This is a genomic window from Microbacterium sp. AB (assembly GCF_032878875.1).
Classification (GTDB): domain Bacteria; phylum Actinomycetota; class Actinomycetes; order Actinomycetales; family Microbacteriaceae; genus Microbacterium; species Microbacterium betulae.
The window spans coordinates 2,367,275-2,383,138 of the sequence record NZ_CP118157.1 but is presented as its reverse complement, the minus strand read 5'-3'; the positions used below and the strand labels follow the sequence as shown (position 1 = coordinate 2,383,138).

The window sequence follows — 15,864 nt, the reverse complement described above, 5'->3', positions numbered from 1 at the left end:
GGGCTCCGATGGCCGATGCGGGGTCGCTGCGCGACGAGCCGTCCGAGGTCGAGGTCGTCTCGCACGACGTCGTCTTCGAGGGCAGGGTGTGGGACATCGTCTCCGAGCGCTTCGCGTACGGGGACGGCGAGCTCACGCGAGAGTTCATGGCGCATCCGGGGGCGGCCGCGATCGTCGCCGTCGACCCGGAGCGCCGGGTGCTGCTCATCCAGCAGTACCGGCATCCGATCGGCGAGCGCGACTGGGAGCTCCCCGCGGGGCTCCTCGACGTGGCGGGGGAGAGCCCCCTCGAGGCCGCGCGGCGCGAGCTCGCCGAGGAGGCCGATCTCACCGCCGGTGTCTGGGACGAGCTCGGCGCCGTGCACCTCTCGCCCGGCGGCAGCTCGGAGCTCATCCACCTCTTCCTCGCGCGGGAGCTGTCCGCGACGGAGGCCGCCTTCGCCCGCGATGCCGAGGAGGCCGGCATCGTCGTCGAATGGATTCCGCTCGACGAGGCCGTGCGGGCCGTGGTCGACGGACGCTTCCGCAACGCCATCACGGGCATGGGCGTCCTGCTCGCCGCGGAGCGCCTGCGCGGAACGGATCGCTAGGCGGACCGGATGCGTCCCGATCGCGCGATCGACGCGTACCTCCGGCATCTGACGATCGAGCGCGGGCTGTCGGATCACACGATCGCCGCCTATCGCCGCGATCTGGACGGCTACGCGCGATGGCTCGAGGAGCACGGCGTCGACGACGCCGGCGCCGTCACCTCCGCCGTGGTGGCCGAGTTCGCGGCGGCGCGGGCGTCGGAGCAGCCGCCGCCCGCGGCGTCGTCGCTCGCACGGCTGCAGTCGTCGGTGCGGGGGCTCCATCGCTTCCTCACGCGCGAGGGGCTCAGCGCCGACGACCCGTCGCAGCGGCTCCGCCCGCCCAAGCAGGCGCAGCGGCTGCCCAAGGCGCTCACGATCGAGCAGGTCGAACGGCTGCTCGCCGCGCCGTCGCCGGAGGAGCCGCTGGGGATCCGCGACAGGGCGCTCCTGGAGCTGCTCTACGCGACCGGCGCGCGCGTCTCGGAGGCCATCTCCCTCGACGTCGACGATCTCGCGGGCGGCGAGGCGCTGCGCCTGCGCGGAAAGGGGTCGAAGGAGCGCATCGTGCCGGTCGGCTCCTTCGCGCGCGCGGCGCTCGACGCCTACCTCACGCGCGTGCGCCCGCAGCTCGCGGCGAAGGGGAGGGCGACCGCCAAGCTGTTCCTCGGCGCCCGCGGCGCGCCGCTGTCGCGGCAGAGCGCCTGGCTCGTCATCCAGGCCGCGGCCGAGCGTGCGCAGCTCGCCGCGCACGTCTCCCCGCACACGCTGCGGCACTCGTTCGCGACGCACCTGCTGCAGGGCGGGGCGGACGTGCGCGTCGTGCAGGAGCTGCTCGGCCACTCCTCCGTCGCGACGACCCAGATCTACACCCACGTCACCGTCGACACGCTGCGCGACGTGTATGCGACGAGCCATCCGCGCGCCCGCTGACGACGTCCGACGATCACGAAAGCATCACGAAGGCCGGCGGTCGGTCAGGATCCCCGCGCGAGCGCACACATCCGATACGAGAGCCTCGTCGCTCGCCGCCTCCGACATCATCCTTCAGGCGGATGCGCCGCGCGACGGGGCGTTGCGACGATGACATGACCAGCCCCGCGCACAGCGCGCTCCTTCGGATAGGGAAACGATGCGAATCACACGCCCCCTCGTGCTCACGGCCTCGGCGGCCCTCCTGGCCGCCACGCTCTCCGCCTGCTCGGAGGGAGGCGGAGGCGGCCTGACCTACGAGGACTCTCCTCTCAACGAGTATCTGTCCGCGGCGTGGGGCGACGACCAGTCGCCCGAGGAGTACGAGAAGCAGTACGAGGAGCAGAGCAGGCAGGCCGAGGAGCTCATCGCGGAGTGCATGGCCGCGGAGGGGTTCGAGTACACGCCCAACACCGGATCGGGCGGCGCCGTCTTCTCCTCGTCCGACGACGAGTGGGATCCCGACTCGCGCGAGTGGGTCTCGCAGTACGGCTACGGCGTCTTCACCGACCCCTGGGCGGACGAGGAGCCGATCGCGGAGGAGGAGTACGTCGATCCGAACGCCGACTACGTCTCCTCGCTGTCGGAGTCGGAGCAGATCGCCTACAACGAGGTGCTCAACGGCGAGCAGCCCCCGGAGGAGGCGTACGACGACCCCGACTTCGACTGGGACGGCTTCGACTGGGACAGCCTCGAGCCCGGCTGCTACGGCAACGCGTGGGAGGAGGTGCAGGGCGAGGACGCCACGCAGGCCCTGTACGAGGAGTACCAGCCCCTCATGGACCGCATCAACCTGATCTACGAGGGCCTCCAGGACTCGCCCGAGATGAGCGACCTGAACGCCGAGTGGGCGTCGTGCATGGCGGATGCGGGCTTCGCCGGCTACACCGCGCAGACGGACGCCTCGCAGGAGTTCTACGACGCGCAGGACGCGTTCTACACCGAGCAGAACGCCCAGTCGGAGGAGCTCGACTGGGACGACGCGACCCAGGAGGAGATCGACGCCTTCTCCGAGGAGACGGATCCGTCCAACTCCCCGGAGTGGAAGGAGAAGGCCGAGCGCGAGATCGAGGTCGCCCTCGCCGACCTCGACTGCAAGGAGGAGACCGGGTACAGCGATGAGAGCCTGCGCATCCAGTTCGCGCTGGAGGAGCAGTTCATCGCCGACAACGAGGCCGAGCTCGAGGCCTTCAAGGCCGCCGCAGAGCAGGCGGGCTGAGTGGCGCTGCGAGGTCGGCGCTCCCGAAAGGGCGAGGGCGCAGACGAGGAGAGCGTGACAGAGCCGATCCCCGCCGAGCGGAGGGACGACGACGTGCCCGTCGTGGAGGGCGAGGCGACCGACCCCGTCTTCGGCGAGGTCGTCACCGGCGACGGCGGCGAGATCGAGAGGGCCGCTCGTCGGGAGGAGGGGGCGGCCAACGGCGGCTGGGGGCGCGTGCTCCGGGGCAACAGGACGCTCTGGATCGTCGCCGGGGCGTCCGCGGTCGCCCTCGTCGCGGGGCTCGTGCTCGGGCGATTCGTCATCTCGCCGCTCGACGCGGCCGCCGGCGCCGGGGCGCCCGAGCCCGGGCTCGTGACGGTGCCGGTGGAGTACGGGGAGCTGAGCAACGACGTCACGCTGCGCGGCGACGTTGGATACGCCGACGCGGTCGAGCTGAAGCTCGACACGACGTCGTTCGAGGGAGCGGCGATCGTGACGGGGCAGGTGCCGGAGGTCGGCGCCGAGCTCTCGGCGCTCTCCATTGCCCTCGAGGTCACGGGACGGCCGGTGATCGTGCTGCCCGGGGAGCTGCCGGCGTACCGCACGCTCACGTTCGGCGTCTCGGGCCCCGACGTGCAGCAGCTCAAGGCGGCGCTCGCCGAGGTGGGCATCGAGCCGGGGGACCGCGAGTCGGACGTCTTCGACGAGGCCGCGGCGAACGCGGTCGGCGAGCTGTACCGCCAGGCCGGCTACCCCGCGCCGACGGCGACCGAGGGGCCGGATGCCGTGCGTGCGGCGGAGGACGGCGTCCGCGGCGCCGAGCAGGCGCTCGCCGACGCGCAGAAGGCCCTGAACGAGGCCGCGGCCGGCCCGAGCGATATCGAGCGCCGGCAGGCCGACAACGAGATCGCGAGCCTGCACCGGCAGATCGCGGCGGTCGAGAGCGAGGGCGCGGACGCGAGCGACCTGCGCGACCAGCTCGCCATCGCCGAGATGCAGCGTCAGGCGCTCGACGCGCCCCGGGACACGAGCGCGGAGCAGTCCCTCGTCGACGGCGCGGCGGCACAGGTCGCCGCGGCGAACGAGGAGCTCGTCTCGGCGCGGCAGGGCGCGCTGCCGTATCTCCCCGCCAGCGAGGTGCTGTTCCTCGCGGAGCTCCCGCGACGCGTCGACAGCGTCGAGGTGGAGCGAGGCTCGTCGCTGGAGGCCGCGGCCATGACCGTCTCGGGCGCGAGCGTGAGACTCACCGGCTCGGCGGCGAACGCGGACGTCGAGCTCCTCGAGGTCGGCGACGAGGTGTTCTTCGAGCTTCCCGACGGAGAGGACCACCGCGCCGTGATCTCCGACATCGCCGAGGGCGACGACGGCGCGCGCTCCACGTTGCAGTTCGAGCCGGATCCGCTCACCCCCGAGCAGATGGAGGCCGTGCAGGGCACGAACGTCCGCATCCAGATCCCCGTCGGCGCGACCGACGGGGAGGTGCTCTCGGTCCCGTACGCGGCGCTGACCGCGGGGCCCGGCGGGGAGTCGCGCGTCGAGGTCGTGACGGGCGACCCCCGCGACGGGGATCGTGCCGAGACGCGTCTCGTCGTCGTCGAGACGGGGCTCGCGGCAGGCGGGTACGTCGAGGTCGCGCCGGTCGACGACGAGCTCGCGGAGGGCGACCTCGTGGTGGTCGGTTCGTGACGGCGCCCGTCGTCGAGCTCAGGGACGTCACGCGCTCGTTCCCCGGGCCTCCCGAGGTGCAGGCGCTCAAGGGCGTGTCCCTCTCCCTCGAGCAGGGGGAGTACGTCTCCATCGTGGGGTCGAGCGGGTCGGGCAAGTCGACGATGCTCAACATCCTCGGACTGCTCGATCGTCCGACGGTCGGGGAGTATCGCCTGTCGGGTGCGCTCACGGGTGCGCTCACGGACGACGAGCGCGCCGCCGTGCGCGCCCAGTTCATCGGGTTCGTCTTCCAGGCGTTCCATCTCATGCCGCGGCGGACGGTGCTCGACAACGTCCTCATGCCGATGCTCTACAGCGGAGTGCCCCGCGCCGAGCGCGAGGAGCGCGCGCGGGCGGCCCTCGACCGCGTCGGGCTGCACCACCGCACGTCCTTCCTCCCCGGCACGCTGTCGGGCGGAGAGCGGCAGCGCGTCGCGGTCGCGCGCGCCGTCGTCAGCTCGCCGCGGCTGCTGCTCGCGGACGAGCCGACGGGGAGCCTCGACGAGAGGACGTCGTCCGAGGTCATGGCGCTCTTCGAGGAGCTCCACTCCGACGGGCTCACACTCGTCGTCATCACGCACGACAGCGCGATCGCCGAGCGCGCCGCGCGCAGCATCCGCATCTCCGACGGCCGGCTGAGCGAGGTGGCATGAGCACGTCGACGGAGGGCGTCGGGACCGAGGAGACGCCGGGTCCCCCGGAGGAGACGAAGACGGCCGGGCGCGCCGCGCGGAAGGCGAAGCGGCGGCGCGGCAGGAAGACGGACGCACCCGTCGCCGACGGGAGCGCGCCGAGCGCCGCCGACCTGCTGCGGCCCGTCGCCCGCCCCGATCGGTTCTCGGCGAGCGACCTCGTCGTCGAGGCGACGACCGACATCGGGTCGCGCCCCGGGCGGCTCGTCATGACCGTCCTCGGCACGGTGCTCGGGATCGGCTCGCTCGTCGCGACCTGGGGCTTCGCGCAGACCGCGGCGGGTCAGATCGCGAGCCAGTTCGATGCGGTCGCCGCCACGCAGGTGGTCATCACGCCCGCGACGACGCAGACGAGCGGCGGCAACTCCGCGGCGACGGGGCGGCTGCCGTGGGACGGCCCGGAACGCGTCGGGCGGCTGGCCGGCGCGGAGGACGCGGCGCTCGTCGGCGAGGTGGACCTCGGCGAGGCCGAGATCACCGCCGTTCCGCTGAACGACCCGTCCGCCGCGACGACGGCGCCTCCGCCGCTGCTGGCGGCCTCCGCGGGGCTGCTCGACACGGTCGGCGGGGAGCTCGTCGGCGGGCGGATGTTCGACGAGGGGCACGACGCGCGCGGCGATCGCGTCGCGGTGCTGGGCGACCGGGCCGCGGAGCGGCTGAGCGTCGCGGGCGTGGACCAGCAGCCGTCGATCTTCATCGACGGCCTGGCATATGCCGTCATCGGCATCGTCGGCGAGACGGCGACCCGGTCCGACGTCCGCGATGCGGTGGTCATCCCGAACGGCGCAGCTCGCGCGGACTTCGCGCTCGGCGCGCCGAGCGAGCTGCTCGTGCGCATCGCCGTGGGCGCGGGGCCGCAGATCTCCGAGCAGGCCGCGCTCGCGCTCGCGCCGCAGAACCCCGACTCGATCGAGGTGCGGGCTCCGGCCGGACGCTCCGAGCTCGGCAGCGCCGTGCAGTCGGACGTGAACGTCGTGTTCCTCATCGTCGGCGCGGTCTCGCTCCTGGCAGGAGGCCTCGGCATCGCCAACGTCACACTCCTGTCGGTCATGGAGCGCGTGGGCGAGATCGGCCTGCGCCGGGCGCTCGGGGCGACCCGACGGCAGATCGCGGCCCAGTTCACGGTCGAGTCGATCGTCATCGGGCTGCTCGGCGGCCTCATCGGCGCGGCGCTCGGCGTGCTGGCCGTGGTGGGGGTCGCCGCGCTCCAGCAGTGGACGGCCGTGGTCGATCCGCTCGTCGCGTGCGCGGGCGTCGTGCTGGGCGCGCTCGTCGGATGGCTGTCGGGCTGGTACCCCGCGCGGCGGGCCGCGCGCATCGAGCCGGTCGACGCCCTCCGCGGGGCCTAGGCCGGTTCGGCGCGAACTTCGCGGCGCCGGGCCCGTCGCACGGCGCGTGCGACGGGTCGGCGACTAGACTCGTCCGGACGGCAGGAATTGGTTCGCCATCGCGAAGGCAGGAGTTTCGGTGACGCGCAAGGCCCAGCAGGACGAGGGACCGATCGGTCCGACCGGTCGTCCGTACCACGGGTTCCCGACGCCGCCGAAGCTCGACAGCCACGGCCCGGCGCGCATCATCGCGCTGTGCAACCAGAAGGGCGGCGTCGGCAAGACGACGACCACCATCAACCTCGCGGCGTCGCTCGCGGAGTACGGGCGGAAGGTGCTGGCGGTCGACTTCGACCCCCAGGGCGCCCTCTCGGCCGGCCTCGGCGTGCCGACCCACGACGTGACGACGGTCTACGACCTGCTGCTGGAGCCCAAGCGCGACGCGCACGACGCGATCGTGCACACGGCGGTGGACGGCCTCGACCTCATCCCCGCGAACATCGACCTCTCGGCCGCCGAGGTGCACCTCGTCAACGAGGTCGCCCGCGAGATGATCCTCGCCCGCGTGCTGCGGGGAGTGGCCAACGAGTACGACGTCATCCTCATCGACTGCCAGCCCTCGCTCGGCATCCTCACGGTCAACGCCCTCACCGCCGCGCACGGCGTCCTCATCCCGCTCGAGTGCGAGTTCTTCGCGCTGCGCGGCGTCGCGCTCCTCATCGAGACGATCGACAAAGTCCGCGACCGCCTGAACCCCGCGATCGAGCTCGACGGCCTGCTCGCGACGATGTACGACTCCCGCACGCTGCACTCCCGGGAGGTCCTCGAGCGCATCGTCGACGCCTTCGGCGACACCGTGCTCGAGACGGTCATCGGGCGCACCGTGAAGTTCCCCGACGCCTCGGTCTCCGGCGTGCCGATCACGGAGTTCGCCCCCGAGCACCCCGCTGCGCAGGCGTATCTCAGGCTCGCACGGGAGCTGGTGTCCCGTGGCGCCGTCGCCTGACGAGGCCCAGCCGCTCGATCCCTCCGCCGCGGCAGGCGAAGGGCAGGAGGACACGACGGCCGAGCCCGGGACCGGCTTCCGCGTCTCCCTCGGGAACTTCGACGGCCCCTTCGACCTGCTGCTCTCGCTCATCTCGAAGCACGAGCTCGACATCACGGAGGTGTCGCTCAGCCGGGTGACGGACGAGTTCATCGCCTACCTGCGCGATCTCGGTCCGGACGAGGAGCTCGAGCAGGCGAGCGAGTTCCTCGTGGTCGCCGCCACGCTCCTCGACATGAAGGTCGCGGGTCTCCTGCCGCAGGGCGAGCTCGTCGACGCGGAGTCGGTGGCGCTGCTCGAGGCGCGGGATCTGCTCTTCGCGCGGCTGCTGCAGTACCGCGCGTTCAAGGAGGTCTCCTCGTGGTTCCGGTCTCGGCTGCAGGCGGAGGACCGCCGGCACGTGCGCACCGTGCCGCTGGAGGAGAAGTACCGCGCGAAGGCGCCGGAGCTCGTCTGGACGCTCACGAAGGAGGACTTCGCCGCCCTCGCGATGCTCGCCTTCGCCCCCAAGGCCCTTCCGCACGTCGGCCTCGACCATCTGCACGCCCCGCTCGTCTCCATCCGCGAGCAGGCGGCGGTCGTGGTGACGCAGCTGCGCTCGCGCGAGACGATGAGCTTCCGCGAGCTCGTGTCGGGCATCGATCAGTCCGGCGTCATCGTCGCGCGGTTCCTGTCGGTGCTCGAGCTCTACCGGCACGCGGCGATCACGTTCGAGCAGCTCGAGCCGCTGGGCGAGCTCACGCTGCGGTGGACGGCGGAGCACTGGTCGGATGAGACACTGGCGACGCTGGGGGCCGACTATGACAGGTGATGCGACCCGTGCGGCGGGACGACGAGCGGATGGCGGAGGAGGACGACGATGAGCGACGAAGGAGCGGAGCAGGCCGAGACGGCGGATGCCCCGCGCCCCCTCGGCACGGTGGCGCAGCGGCTGGAGGCGATCCTGCTGATCGTCGACGAGCCGCAGAGCGTCGTGAGCCTCGCGACGGCGGTCGGCGCGCCGGTGCCGGCCGTCCGGCAGGCGATCGAGACCCTCGTGGCCGACTACGACGGCGAGGGCGCGGGCCCTCTCCGGGGCTTCGAGCTGCGCGAGGTCGGCGGCGGGTGGCGGCTCTACGTGCGCGAGCGGTTCGACGACCTCGTCGCCGAGTTCGTGGGAGGCCAGGCGCCGGCCCGGCTCTCGCAGGCGGCCCTCGAGACCCTCGCCGTGATCGCCTACAAGCAGCCCGTCACGCGGTCGCAGGTGGCGTCCATCCGCGCCGTCAACGTCGACTCGGTCGTCCGCACGCTCCTCGCGCGCGGCCTCATCACCGAGCTCTACGCCGACCCCGAGACGGGCGCCATCAACTACGGCACGACCGACATGCTGCTCCAGCAGCTCGGCGTCAACGCTCTGGACGAGCTGCCGCCCATCTCGCCGCTGCTGGACGACGGCGCCGACGGATTCGAGGAGCTCACCGCATGAGCGAGGCAGAGGGCATCCGCCTGCAGAAGGTGCTGGCGAACGCGGGCGTGGCGTCGCGGCGCGTGTCGGAGCAGCTCATCGTCGAGGGCCGCGTGCGCGTCAACGGCGTGATCGTGTCGGAGCTCGGCGCGCGCATCGACCCGGAGAACGACCTCGTCGACGTCGACGGGACCGCCGTGCAGCTCGACGCGACGAAGCGCTACGTCATGCTGAACAAGCCCACGGGCGTCGTGAGCACCATGAAGGACGAGCGCGGCCGCGCCGACCTCCGCCGCTTCGCGGAGGAGTGGGAGGAGCGCCTGTACAACGTCGGCCGCCTCGACGCCGACACGAGCGGCCTGCTCGTGCTGACGAACGACGGCGAGCTCGCCCACGTGCTCGCGCATCCGCGCTTCGGCGTGACGAAGGTCTACATCGCGAAGGTCGAAGGTCGCGTGACGGCGCAGACCATCGCGAGGCTCACGCGCGGGATCGAGCTCGACGACGGCCCCATCGCGGCGGACAGGGCGCGGCTGCTCGACGCGTCGAGCGGGTCGAGCCTCGTCGAGCTGACCCTGCACTCTGGCCGCAACCGCATCGTGCGACGCATGCTCGCGGAGGTCGGCCATCCCGTCGCCGAGCTCGTCCGACGCCAGTTCGGGCCGCTGCACCTGGGAACCCTCCCAGTGGGACGCACGCGGGAACTGACTAAGGTGGAGCGTGGCGCGCTGCTGACCCTGTCGCGTCGAGAGCCGGATGCTCCGCCCGCCGAAGGCGTCGAGACTCCGGAATCGGAGGAGCAGGAGACCTCGTGAGCGATACCGTCATGCCGACAGGCGCCGCCGGGCACGACGCGGCGTCGCCCGTCGTCCCCGGGCGCGCGGCCCGGGTGAGCGGGACGGTGCGCATCGTGGGGTCCGGCCTGCTCGGCGCGAGCATCGGACACGCGCTGCGCCAGCAGGGCGTCGACGTCGCCCTCGCCGACACCTCGCCCTCGCAGCTACGGCTCGCGGTCGACTACGGCGCGGGGCGTGCGGCGTCGGATGCGGACGAGCCGTCGATCGTCGTCGTGTGCGTGCCGCCGGACGTCGTCGCCGACGTCGTGTCGGCGGAGCTCGCGCGCTTCCCCCGCGCCGTCGTGACGGACGTCGCCTCCGTCAAGCTCGAGCCCCTGCGCGCGCTGCGCGCCCGCGGCGTCGACCTGACGCACTACATCGGATCGCACCCGCTGGCGGGACGCGAGCGGGGCGGGGCGATCTCGGCGCGCGCGGACATCTTCGCCGCCCGCCCGTGGGTCATCTGCCGCGACGGCGAGACGCCGGCGGCCGACCTCGCGCTCGTGGAGGACCTCGCGCTCGACCTCGGCGCCGTCCCGATCGAGATGACGCCGGAGGAGCACGACCGCTCGGTCGCGCTCGTCTCGCACGTGCCGCAGGCCGTGGCCTCCCTCCTCGCCGCGCGTTTCGCCGACGCCCCCGAGCTGTCCCTGAGCCTCGCGGGCCAGGGCGTGCGCGACACCACGCGCATCGCGCACTCCGCGCCGGAGCTGTGGGTCCAGATCCTCGGCGCCAACGCCGGCCCCGTCGTCGAGGTGCTCGACGCGCTCGCGGCCGACCTCGCCGACGTCGCCGACGCTCTCCGCCGTCCCGACGCTCCCGGTGCGCGGCGCGTCGTCGCCGAGGCCGTCCGGCGCGGCAACGTGGGCGTCGAGCGGCTCCCCGGCAAGCACGGACAGCGACGCCGCTTCGAGTCGCTCGTGGTGATGGTCGACGACACGTCCGGCCAGCTCGGGCGCCTCTTCGGCGACCTGGGCGAGCTCGGCGTGAACGTCGAGGACTTCCGCCTGGAGCACTCGCCCGGCGCACCCGTGGGCCTCGCCGAGATCGCGGTCGACCCGTCCGTCCTCGGCGGCGCCGTCGAGGGCCTCGAGAGCCGGGGATGGCGGATTGCGAGCACCAGTGACTGAGCCGTTCTTCGTCGGCATCGACGGTCCCGCCGGCGCCGGCAAGTCGAGCGTGTCCAAGGAGAGCGCCCGCCGCCTCGGGTACGGCTACCTCGACACGGGGTCGGTGTACCGCGCGCTCGCCTGGCACGTGCGCGACGCGGGCGCGTCGACGGACGACCCCGACGCCGTGCTCGCCGCGTTCGACTCGTTCCGGCCGGGCGTCTCGCTCGACCCCGACGTGCGCACCGTGCGCGTGGGGGAGACCGACGTCACCGACGCCATCCGCACGCCGGAGACCTCCGCCGCCGTGAGCGGCGTCGCGCGCGTGCTGCCCGTGCGCGAGCGGGTCAACGCCCTGTTCCGCTCTCTCGTGGCGGCCTCCGGTCTTCCCGGCGTCGTCGTCGAGGGCCGTGACATCACGACCGTCGTCGCGCCCGACGCGCCCGTGCGCATCCTCCTCACCGCCCATCCCGACGTGCGCGCCGCGCGTCGCTCCGCGGAGCTGGGGGACGCGGACACCGCGGGCGTCGCCGCCGCCCTGCGCAAGCGCGACGCCTCCGACAGCAAGGTCGTCGACTTCCTCCATGCCGCACCCGGCGTGGCCGTCGTCGACACGACCGATTTGGATTTCGACCAGAGCGTCGCCGCCGTGCTCTCGGTGATCGACGAGAAGACCCACAGGGGAGGCCAGGATGGCCACTGAGAACGAGTACGAGGGCGCGCCCGATCGCCTTGCCGAGAAGCTCGCGGAGCTGGACGAGGAGCTCGTCGAGCGCCGCGCCGAGACGCTGCGTGCGAGCCTCGCCGACTACGAGCTCGACGACGAGGACGCCGCGCTCCTGGCCGGCCTGCACGACGAGGGCGACGGCATCGAGTACCTGCCGGCGCTTCCGGTCATCGCGATCGTCGGGCGCCCGAACGTCGGCAAGTCCGCGCTCGTGAACCGCATCCTCGGACGCCGCGAGGCCGTCGTCGAGGACACGCCGGGCGTCACGCGCGACCGCGTGACGTACAAGGCCGAGTGGCTCGGACGGCGGTTCTCCGTCGTCGACACGGGTGGATGGGAGCCCGACGCGAAGGGCATCGACCGCTCGGTCGCCCTGCAGTCGGAGGTGGCCATCGAGCTCGCCGACGTCATCCTCTTCGTCGTCGACGCGTCCGTCGGCGCGACCTCGACCGACGAGCACGTCGTGCGCCTGCTGCGCAAGACGTCCAAGCCCGTCTTCCTCGTCGCGAACAAGGTCGACGACGCCCGCCACGAGCCGGAGGCCGCCGCGCTCTGGAACCTCGGCCTCGGCGAGCCGCACCCCGTCTCGGCCATCCACGGCCGCGGCGTCGCGGACCTGCTCGAGGCCGTCCTCGCCAAGACGCCCGATGTCTCCGCCGTCGCGAAGCACGAGATCGGCGGGCCGCGTCGCGTCGCCATCCTCGGGCGCCCGAACGTGGGCAAGTCGTCGCTGCTGAACAAGGCGGCGGGGGAGGAGCGGGTCGTCGTCAACGAGCTCGCCGGCACCACGCGCGACCCCGTGGACGAGGTCGTCGAGCTCGGCGGGAAGCTGTGGCGTCTCGTCGACACCGCGGGCATCCGCCGTCGCGTGCACATGGCGCAGGGCGCCGACTTCTACGCGTCGCTGCGGACCTCCGCCGCGCTCGAGAAGGCGGAGGTCGCCGTCGTCGTGCTCGACGTGACGCAGCCCATCAGCGAGCAGGACGTGCGCATCATCGACCTCGTGCTCGAGTCGGGTCGCGCGCTCGTCCTCGCCTTCAACAAGTGGGACACGCTCGACACCCCCGAGATGATCGACAAGGAACGCCGCCGGTACCTGGAGCGCGAGATCGAGCGGGACCTCGCGCACGTCGCCTGGGCGCCGCGCGTGAACATCTCGGCGAAGACCGGGCGCCGCCTCGACAAGCTCGTGCCCGCGCTGGAGCAGGCGCTCGCGTCGTGGGACCAGCGCATCCCGACGGGCAAGTTCAACGCGTTCGTCACGGAGCTCGTCGCCGAGCACCCGCATCCGCTCCGCGGCGGCAAGCAGCCGCGCATCCTGTTCGGCACGCAGGCGGCCACGCGCCCGCCGACCTTCGTGCTCTTCACGACGGGCTTCCTCGACCAGGGCTACCGGCGCTTCGTGCAGCGCCGCCTGCGCGAGCTGTACGGCTTCGAGGGGACGCCGATCGTCATCAACATGCGCGTGCGCGAGAAGCGGCAGCGCCGGTAGCGAGGGCCGGCGCCCCGTGTGACAGCGGGTGACGTCGTCGCGTCGCAGGCCGGGAGCGGACGGGCATACCGTGTGGGTATGACCGTCCGCCCCGACAAGCACGATCCCGCCACCCTCGCCTTCGCCTCCCAGGCGGTGCACGCCGGCAACCGCATCGATGAGGGGACGGGCGCCATCCGCACCCCGCTCGTCCTCGCGAACTCGTATGCGCTGCCGGACGACCCGTCACGGATCGACTGGTCGGGCACCGAGGTGCCGCTCTACACGCGCAACTCCGGAGCGAATCAGATCGCGCTGCAGGAGAAGCTCGCGGCGCTCGAGGGCGGAGAGGACGCGGTCGCGCTGGCCACGGGCGTCGCCGCGCTGCACGCGGTGTTCTTCACGTTCCTGGACAGCGGCGATCACATCGTCGTGGCCGACGTCACGTACGAGGCGACGTGGCGTCTGTTCACCGAGCTGCTGCCCCGGAAGTACGGCGTCGAGGCGACGTTCGTCGACGCGTCGGACCCGGCCGCCGTGCGCGCCGCTCTGCGCGACAACACCCGGCTCGTGCACGTCGAAACGATCGGAAACCCCACGACGAAGGTCACCGACATCGCCGCGGTGGCCGAGATCGCGCACGAGGCCGGGGCGCTGCTGTCGGTCGACTCGACGTTCACGCCGCCGCCGCTCTACCGTCCGCTCGCCGATGGGGCCGACCTCGTCGTCCACTCGCTGACGAAGTACGTCAACGGGCACGGCGATGCGATGGGCGGTGCCGTGATCGGGCGGCGGGAGCACATCCAGCGGATCAGGGCGGACGCCATGGTCGACGTCGGCGGGGTGATCTCGCCGTTCAACGCCTGGCTCATCGGGCGGGGCGCGATCACCCTGCCGCTGCGCCTGCGGCAGCATCTCGACACGGCGCGGCGTCTGGCCGAGCTGCTCGATTCCGACCCGCGCGTGGCATATGTCGCGTATCCGGGCCTCGCGTCGCATCCGCAGCACGAGGTCGCGGCGCGTCAGTTCGGCGGGCGCGGGTACGGCGGCGTCATCGCGTTCGCCGTGGACGGCGACCCCGAGGCGCAGAACCGCTTCGTGGCGAACCTCCGCGTCGTCACGTCGGCGGTCTCGCTCGGGCATGACGAGTCGCTCATCGTGCACGTCGGGACGGACGGCCCGCGCGTGGCGGCGTATCCGGAGGCGTTCCGGCGCTACGGGCACCTGAGGTTCTCGGTCGGGCTGGAGGACCCGGACGACCTCGCGGCGGACCTGAGCACGGCGCTCGACGCGACCTTCGGCGCGGCGTGAGCGGGGTCGCCTCGGATGAGCCGCTCGTGATCCGCCGTTCACGGGGGTGTGCGAGGCTGTGAGGATGACCTCGGTTCCCCCACGCCCTCCCGGACCACGAGACCCCGGCGACGCCTGGGTCGTCGCGGAGACGGGGGAGCGGTACTGGGGGCGTTTCGGCGCCGCGGGCCTGCTGGCGTTCGACCCCGAACGCGGCGTGCTGCTGCAGCACCGCGTCGGATGGAGCCACCACGGCGGGACGTGGGCGCTGCCCGGCGGCGCCCTGCACGAGGGCGAGGGCCCGCTGCTCGGCGCGATCCGCGAGTCGCAGGAGGAGGCGGGCGTCCCCGACGGGGCCGTCGTGCCGCGGTTCACCCACGTCTACGACGTCGGCGTGTGGCGGTACACGACGGTGGTCGCGGACGTCGCCGAGCCGTTCGAGCCCGTCATCAGCGACCCCGAGAGCCTGGAGCTCGCCTGGGTCGCGCCCGGCGACATCGACGATCTGCCGCTGCATCCCGGCTTCGCCGCGGCCTGGCCGCTGCTGCGCTCGCAGCTGGCGGTCCGCCCGGCCGTGCTCATCGATGCCGCGAACGTCGTCGGATCGGTTCCGGACGGCTGGTGGCGCGACCGCGAGGGCGCCGCCGTGCGCCTGCGCGACCGGATCGCTTCGCTGGCCTCGACGGGCCTGCCCGCCGAGGCGCTGAGCCTCGTGGGCGAATGGTGGTTCCCCGGCTTCGAGCTGGTCGTCGAGGGCGTCGCGCGCGGCGTGCACGGTGCGGACGGCGTCCGCGTCGTCGCGGCGGACGGCTCGGGCGACGACGCGCTCGTGCGCCGCGCCGCGTCGGATGCGGAGGACGGTCTCCGTGTCACGGCGGTGACGAGCGACCGCGAGCTGCGCGGGCGGCTCGAGGGCGTCGGGGCGCGCGTGGTCGGGACGCGGTGGCTGCTCGACCTGCTGGGCTGAGCGCGGCCGTCGCACGGCGGGCCGATGCGCGCCGGAGTCGGGCCCGTCCGGTGACGCGGCGCCCTTCCCGGGCGGCGTGAGCGGGCTCAGTCGCGCCCGAGCAGGCGGTCGATCTCGCGCCTGTCGCGCTTCGTGGGGCGGCCGGCGCCGCGGTCGCGTGTGACGATCGGCGCGACGAACTCCCGTGGCGGCGGCGGGGGAGTGCGGTCTTCGTAGGCCGTCGCGGCGATCGGGGCCCCGACGCGCTTCTGCAGGAGCTGGCGGACGAGGAGGATGCGGTCGAAGCCGCTGATGCGCACGCGGACCTCGTCGCCGGCCTTCACGTTGTAGGCGGCCTTCACATGGTCGCCGTTGACGCGGACGTGGCCACCGCGGATGGCCGTGGTCGCGGCGGAGCGTGTCTTGTAGACGCGCACGGCCCACAGCCATACGTCGACCCGGACGGACTCGCTCATCGTCCGTCCATCGTACGGCGGCGCCGGATGGTCTCGTTCAGCGGGCGGGGA

General features: G+C 72.9%; 16 protein-coding genes. 15 read left to right on the top strand and 1 reads right to left on the bottom strand.

Features of this window, described 5'->3' with window-relative positions:
* Window positions 1–8 precede the first annotated feature (8 nt).
* From N8K70_RS11310 to N8K70_RS11240, 15 genes are all read left to right on the top strand, one after another.
* The gene (locus N8K70_RS11310; RefSeq protein WP_317138443.1) at window positions 9–590 is read left to right on the top strand and encodes an NUDIX hydrolase; all 582 of its coding nucleotides are present in this window, start codon (window positions 9–11) and stop codon (window positions 588–590) included.
* A gap of 9 nt (window positions 591–599) precedes the next feature.
* Complete coding sequence (xerD, locus tag N8K70_RS11305; RefSeq protein WP_317138442.1) at window positions 600–1,502, top strand: site-specific tyrosine recombinase XerD; 903 nt, start codon at window positions 600–602, stop codon at window positions 1,500–1,502.
* 199 nt (window positions 1,503–1,701) lie between these two features.
* Window positions 1,702–2,760, top strand: coding sequence for a hypothetical protein (locus N8K70_RS11300; protein WP_317138441.1), 1,059 nt, complete (start codon window positions 1,702–1,704; stop codon window positions 2,758–2,760).
* A 54-nt stretch (window positions 2,761–2,814) separates the two neighbouring features.
* Entirely contained in the window at window positions 2,815–4,428 is a 1,614-nt protein-coding gene (locus tag N8K70_RS11295) for an efflux RND transporter periplasmic adaptor subunit (RefSeq protein ID WP_317138440.1), read from the top strand.
* The gene (locus tag N8K70_RS11290; RefSeq protein ID WP_317138439.1) at window positions 4,425–5,102 is read left to right on the top strand and encodes an ABC transporter ATP-binding protein; all 678 of its coding nucleotides are present in this window, start codon (window positions 4,425–4,427) and stop codon (window positions 5,100–5,102) included. Before N8K70_RS11295 ends, N8K70_RS11290 begins: the two co-directional genes overlap by 4 nt.
* Window positions 5,099–6,490: an ABC transporter permease gene (locus N8K70_RS11285; RefSeq protein WP_317138438.1), complete on the top strand. Its 1,392-nt coding sequence runs from the start codon at window positions 5,099–5,101 to the stop codon at window positions 6,488–6,490. The genes N8K70_RS11290 and N8K70_RS11285 overlap by 4 nt, the downstream gene beginning before the upstream one ends.
* Window positions 6,491–6,608: 118 nt before the next feature.
* A complete protein-coding gene (locus N8K70_RS11280; protein WP_394357779.1) occupies window positions 6,609–7,475 on the top strand; it encodes a ParA family protein in 867 nt (288 codons plus the stop codon).
* Window positions 7,459–8,325 carry a segregation and condensation protein A gene (locus N8K70_RS11275; RefSeq protein ID WP_317138437.1) on the top strand — a complete coding sequence of 289 codons (867 nt, stop codon included), beginning with the start codon at window positions 7,459–7,461 and terminating at the stop codon, window positions 8,323–8,325. The genes N8K70_RS11280 and N8K70_RS11275 overlap by 17 nt, the downstream gene beginning before the upstream one ends.
* 48 nt (window positions 8,326–8,373) lie before the next feature.
* A complete protein-coding gene (gene scpB / locus N8K70_RS11270; RefSeq protein WP_317138436.1) occupies window positions 8,374–8,979 on the top strand; it encodes an SMC-Scp complex subunit ScpB in 606 nt (201 codons plus the stop codon).
* Window positions 8,976–9,773, top strand: coding sequence for a pseudouridine synthase (locus N8K70_RS11265; RefSeq protein WP_317138435.1), 798 nt, complete (start codon window positions 8,976–8,978; stop codon window positions 9,771–9,773). Before scpB ends, N8K70_RS11265 begins: the two co-directional genes overlap by 4 nt.
* 11 nt (window positions 9,774–9,784) lie before the next feature.
* A complete protein-coding gene (locus tag N8K70_RS11260) occupies window positions 9,785–10,924 on the top strand; it encodes a prephenate dehydrogenase (protein ID WP_317141221.1) in 1,140 nt (379 codons plus the stop codon).
* Entirely contained in the window at window positions 10,917–11,606 is a 690-nt protein-coding gene (gene cmk, locus N8K70_RS11255) for a (d)CMP kinase (RefSeq protein ID WP_317138434.1), read from the top strand. The genes N8K70_RS11260 and cmk overlap by 8 nt, the downstream gene beginning before the upstream one ends.
* The gene (gene der, locus N8K70_RS11250) at window positions 11,596–13,122 is read left to right on the top strand and encodes a ribosome biogenesis GTPase Der (RefSeq protein WP_317138433.1); all 1,527 of its coding nucleotides are present in this window, start codon (window positions 11,596–11,598) and stop codon (window positions 13,120–13,122) included. The genes cmk and der overlap by 11 nt, the downstream gene beginning before the upstream one ends.
* Before the next feature lie 78 nt (window positions 13,123–13,200).
* Window positions 13,201–14,412 (top strand): trans-sulfuration enzyme family protein, encoded by a 1,212-nt coding sequence (locus N8K70_RS11245; RefSeq protein WP_317138432.1) that lies wholly within the window; start codon window positions 13,201–13,203, stop codon window positions 14,410–14,412.
* 64 nt (window positions 14,413–14,476) lie between these two features.
* Entirely contained in the window at window positions 14,477–15,358 is an 882-nt protein-coding gene (locus N8K70_RS11240) for an NUDIX hydrolase (protein WP_317138431.1), read from the top strand.
* Between the two features lie 86 nt (window positions 15,359–15,444).
* Here N8K70_RS11240 and N8K70_RS11235 read toward each other — a convergent pair whose 3' ends face one another.
* A complete protein-coding gene (locus N8K70_RS11235; RefSeq protein WP_317138430.1) occupies window positions 15,445–15,813 on the bottom strand; it encodes an RNA-binding S4 domain-containing protein in 369 nt (122 codons plus the stop codon).
* Between the last annotated feature and the right edge of the window lie 51 nt (window positions 15,814–15,864).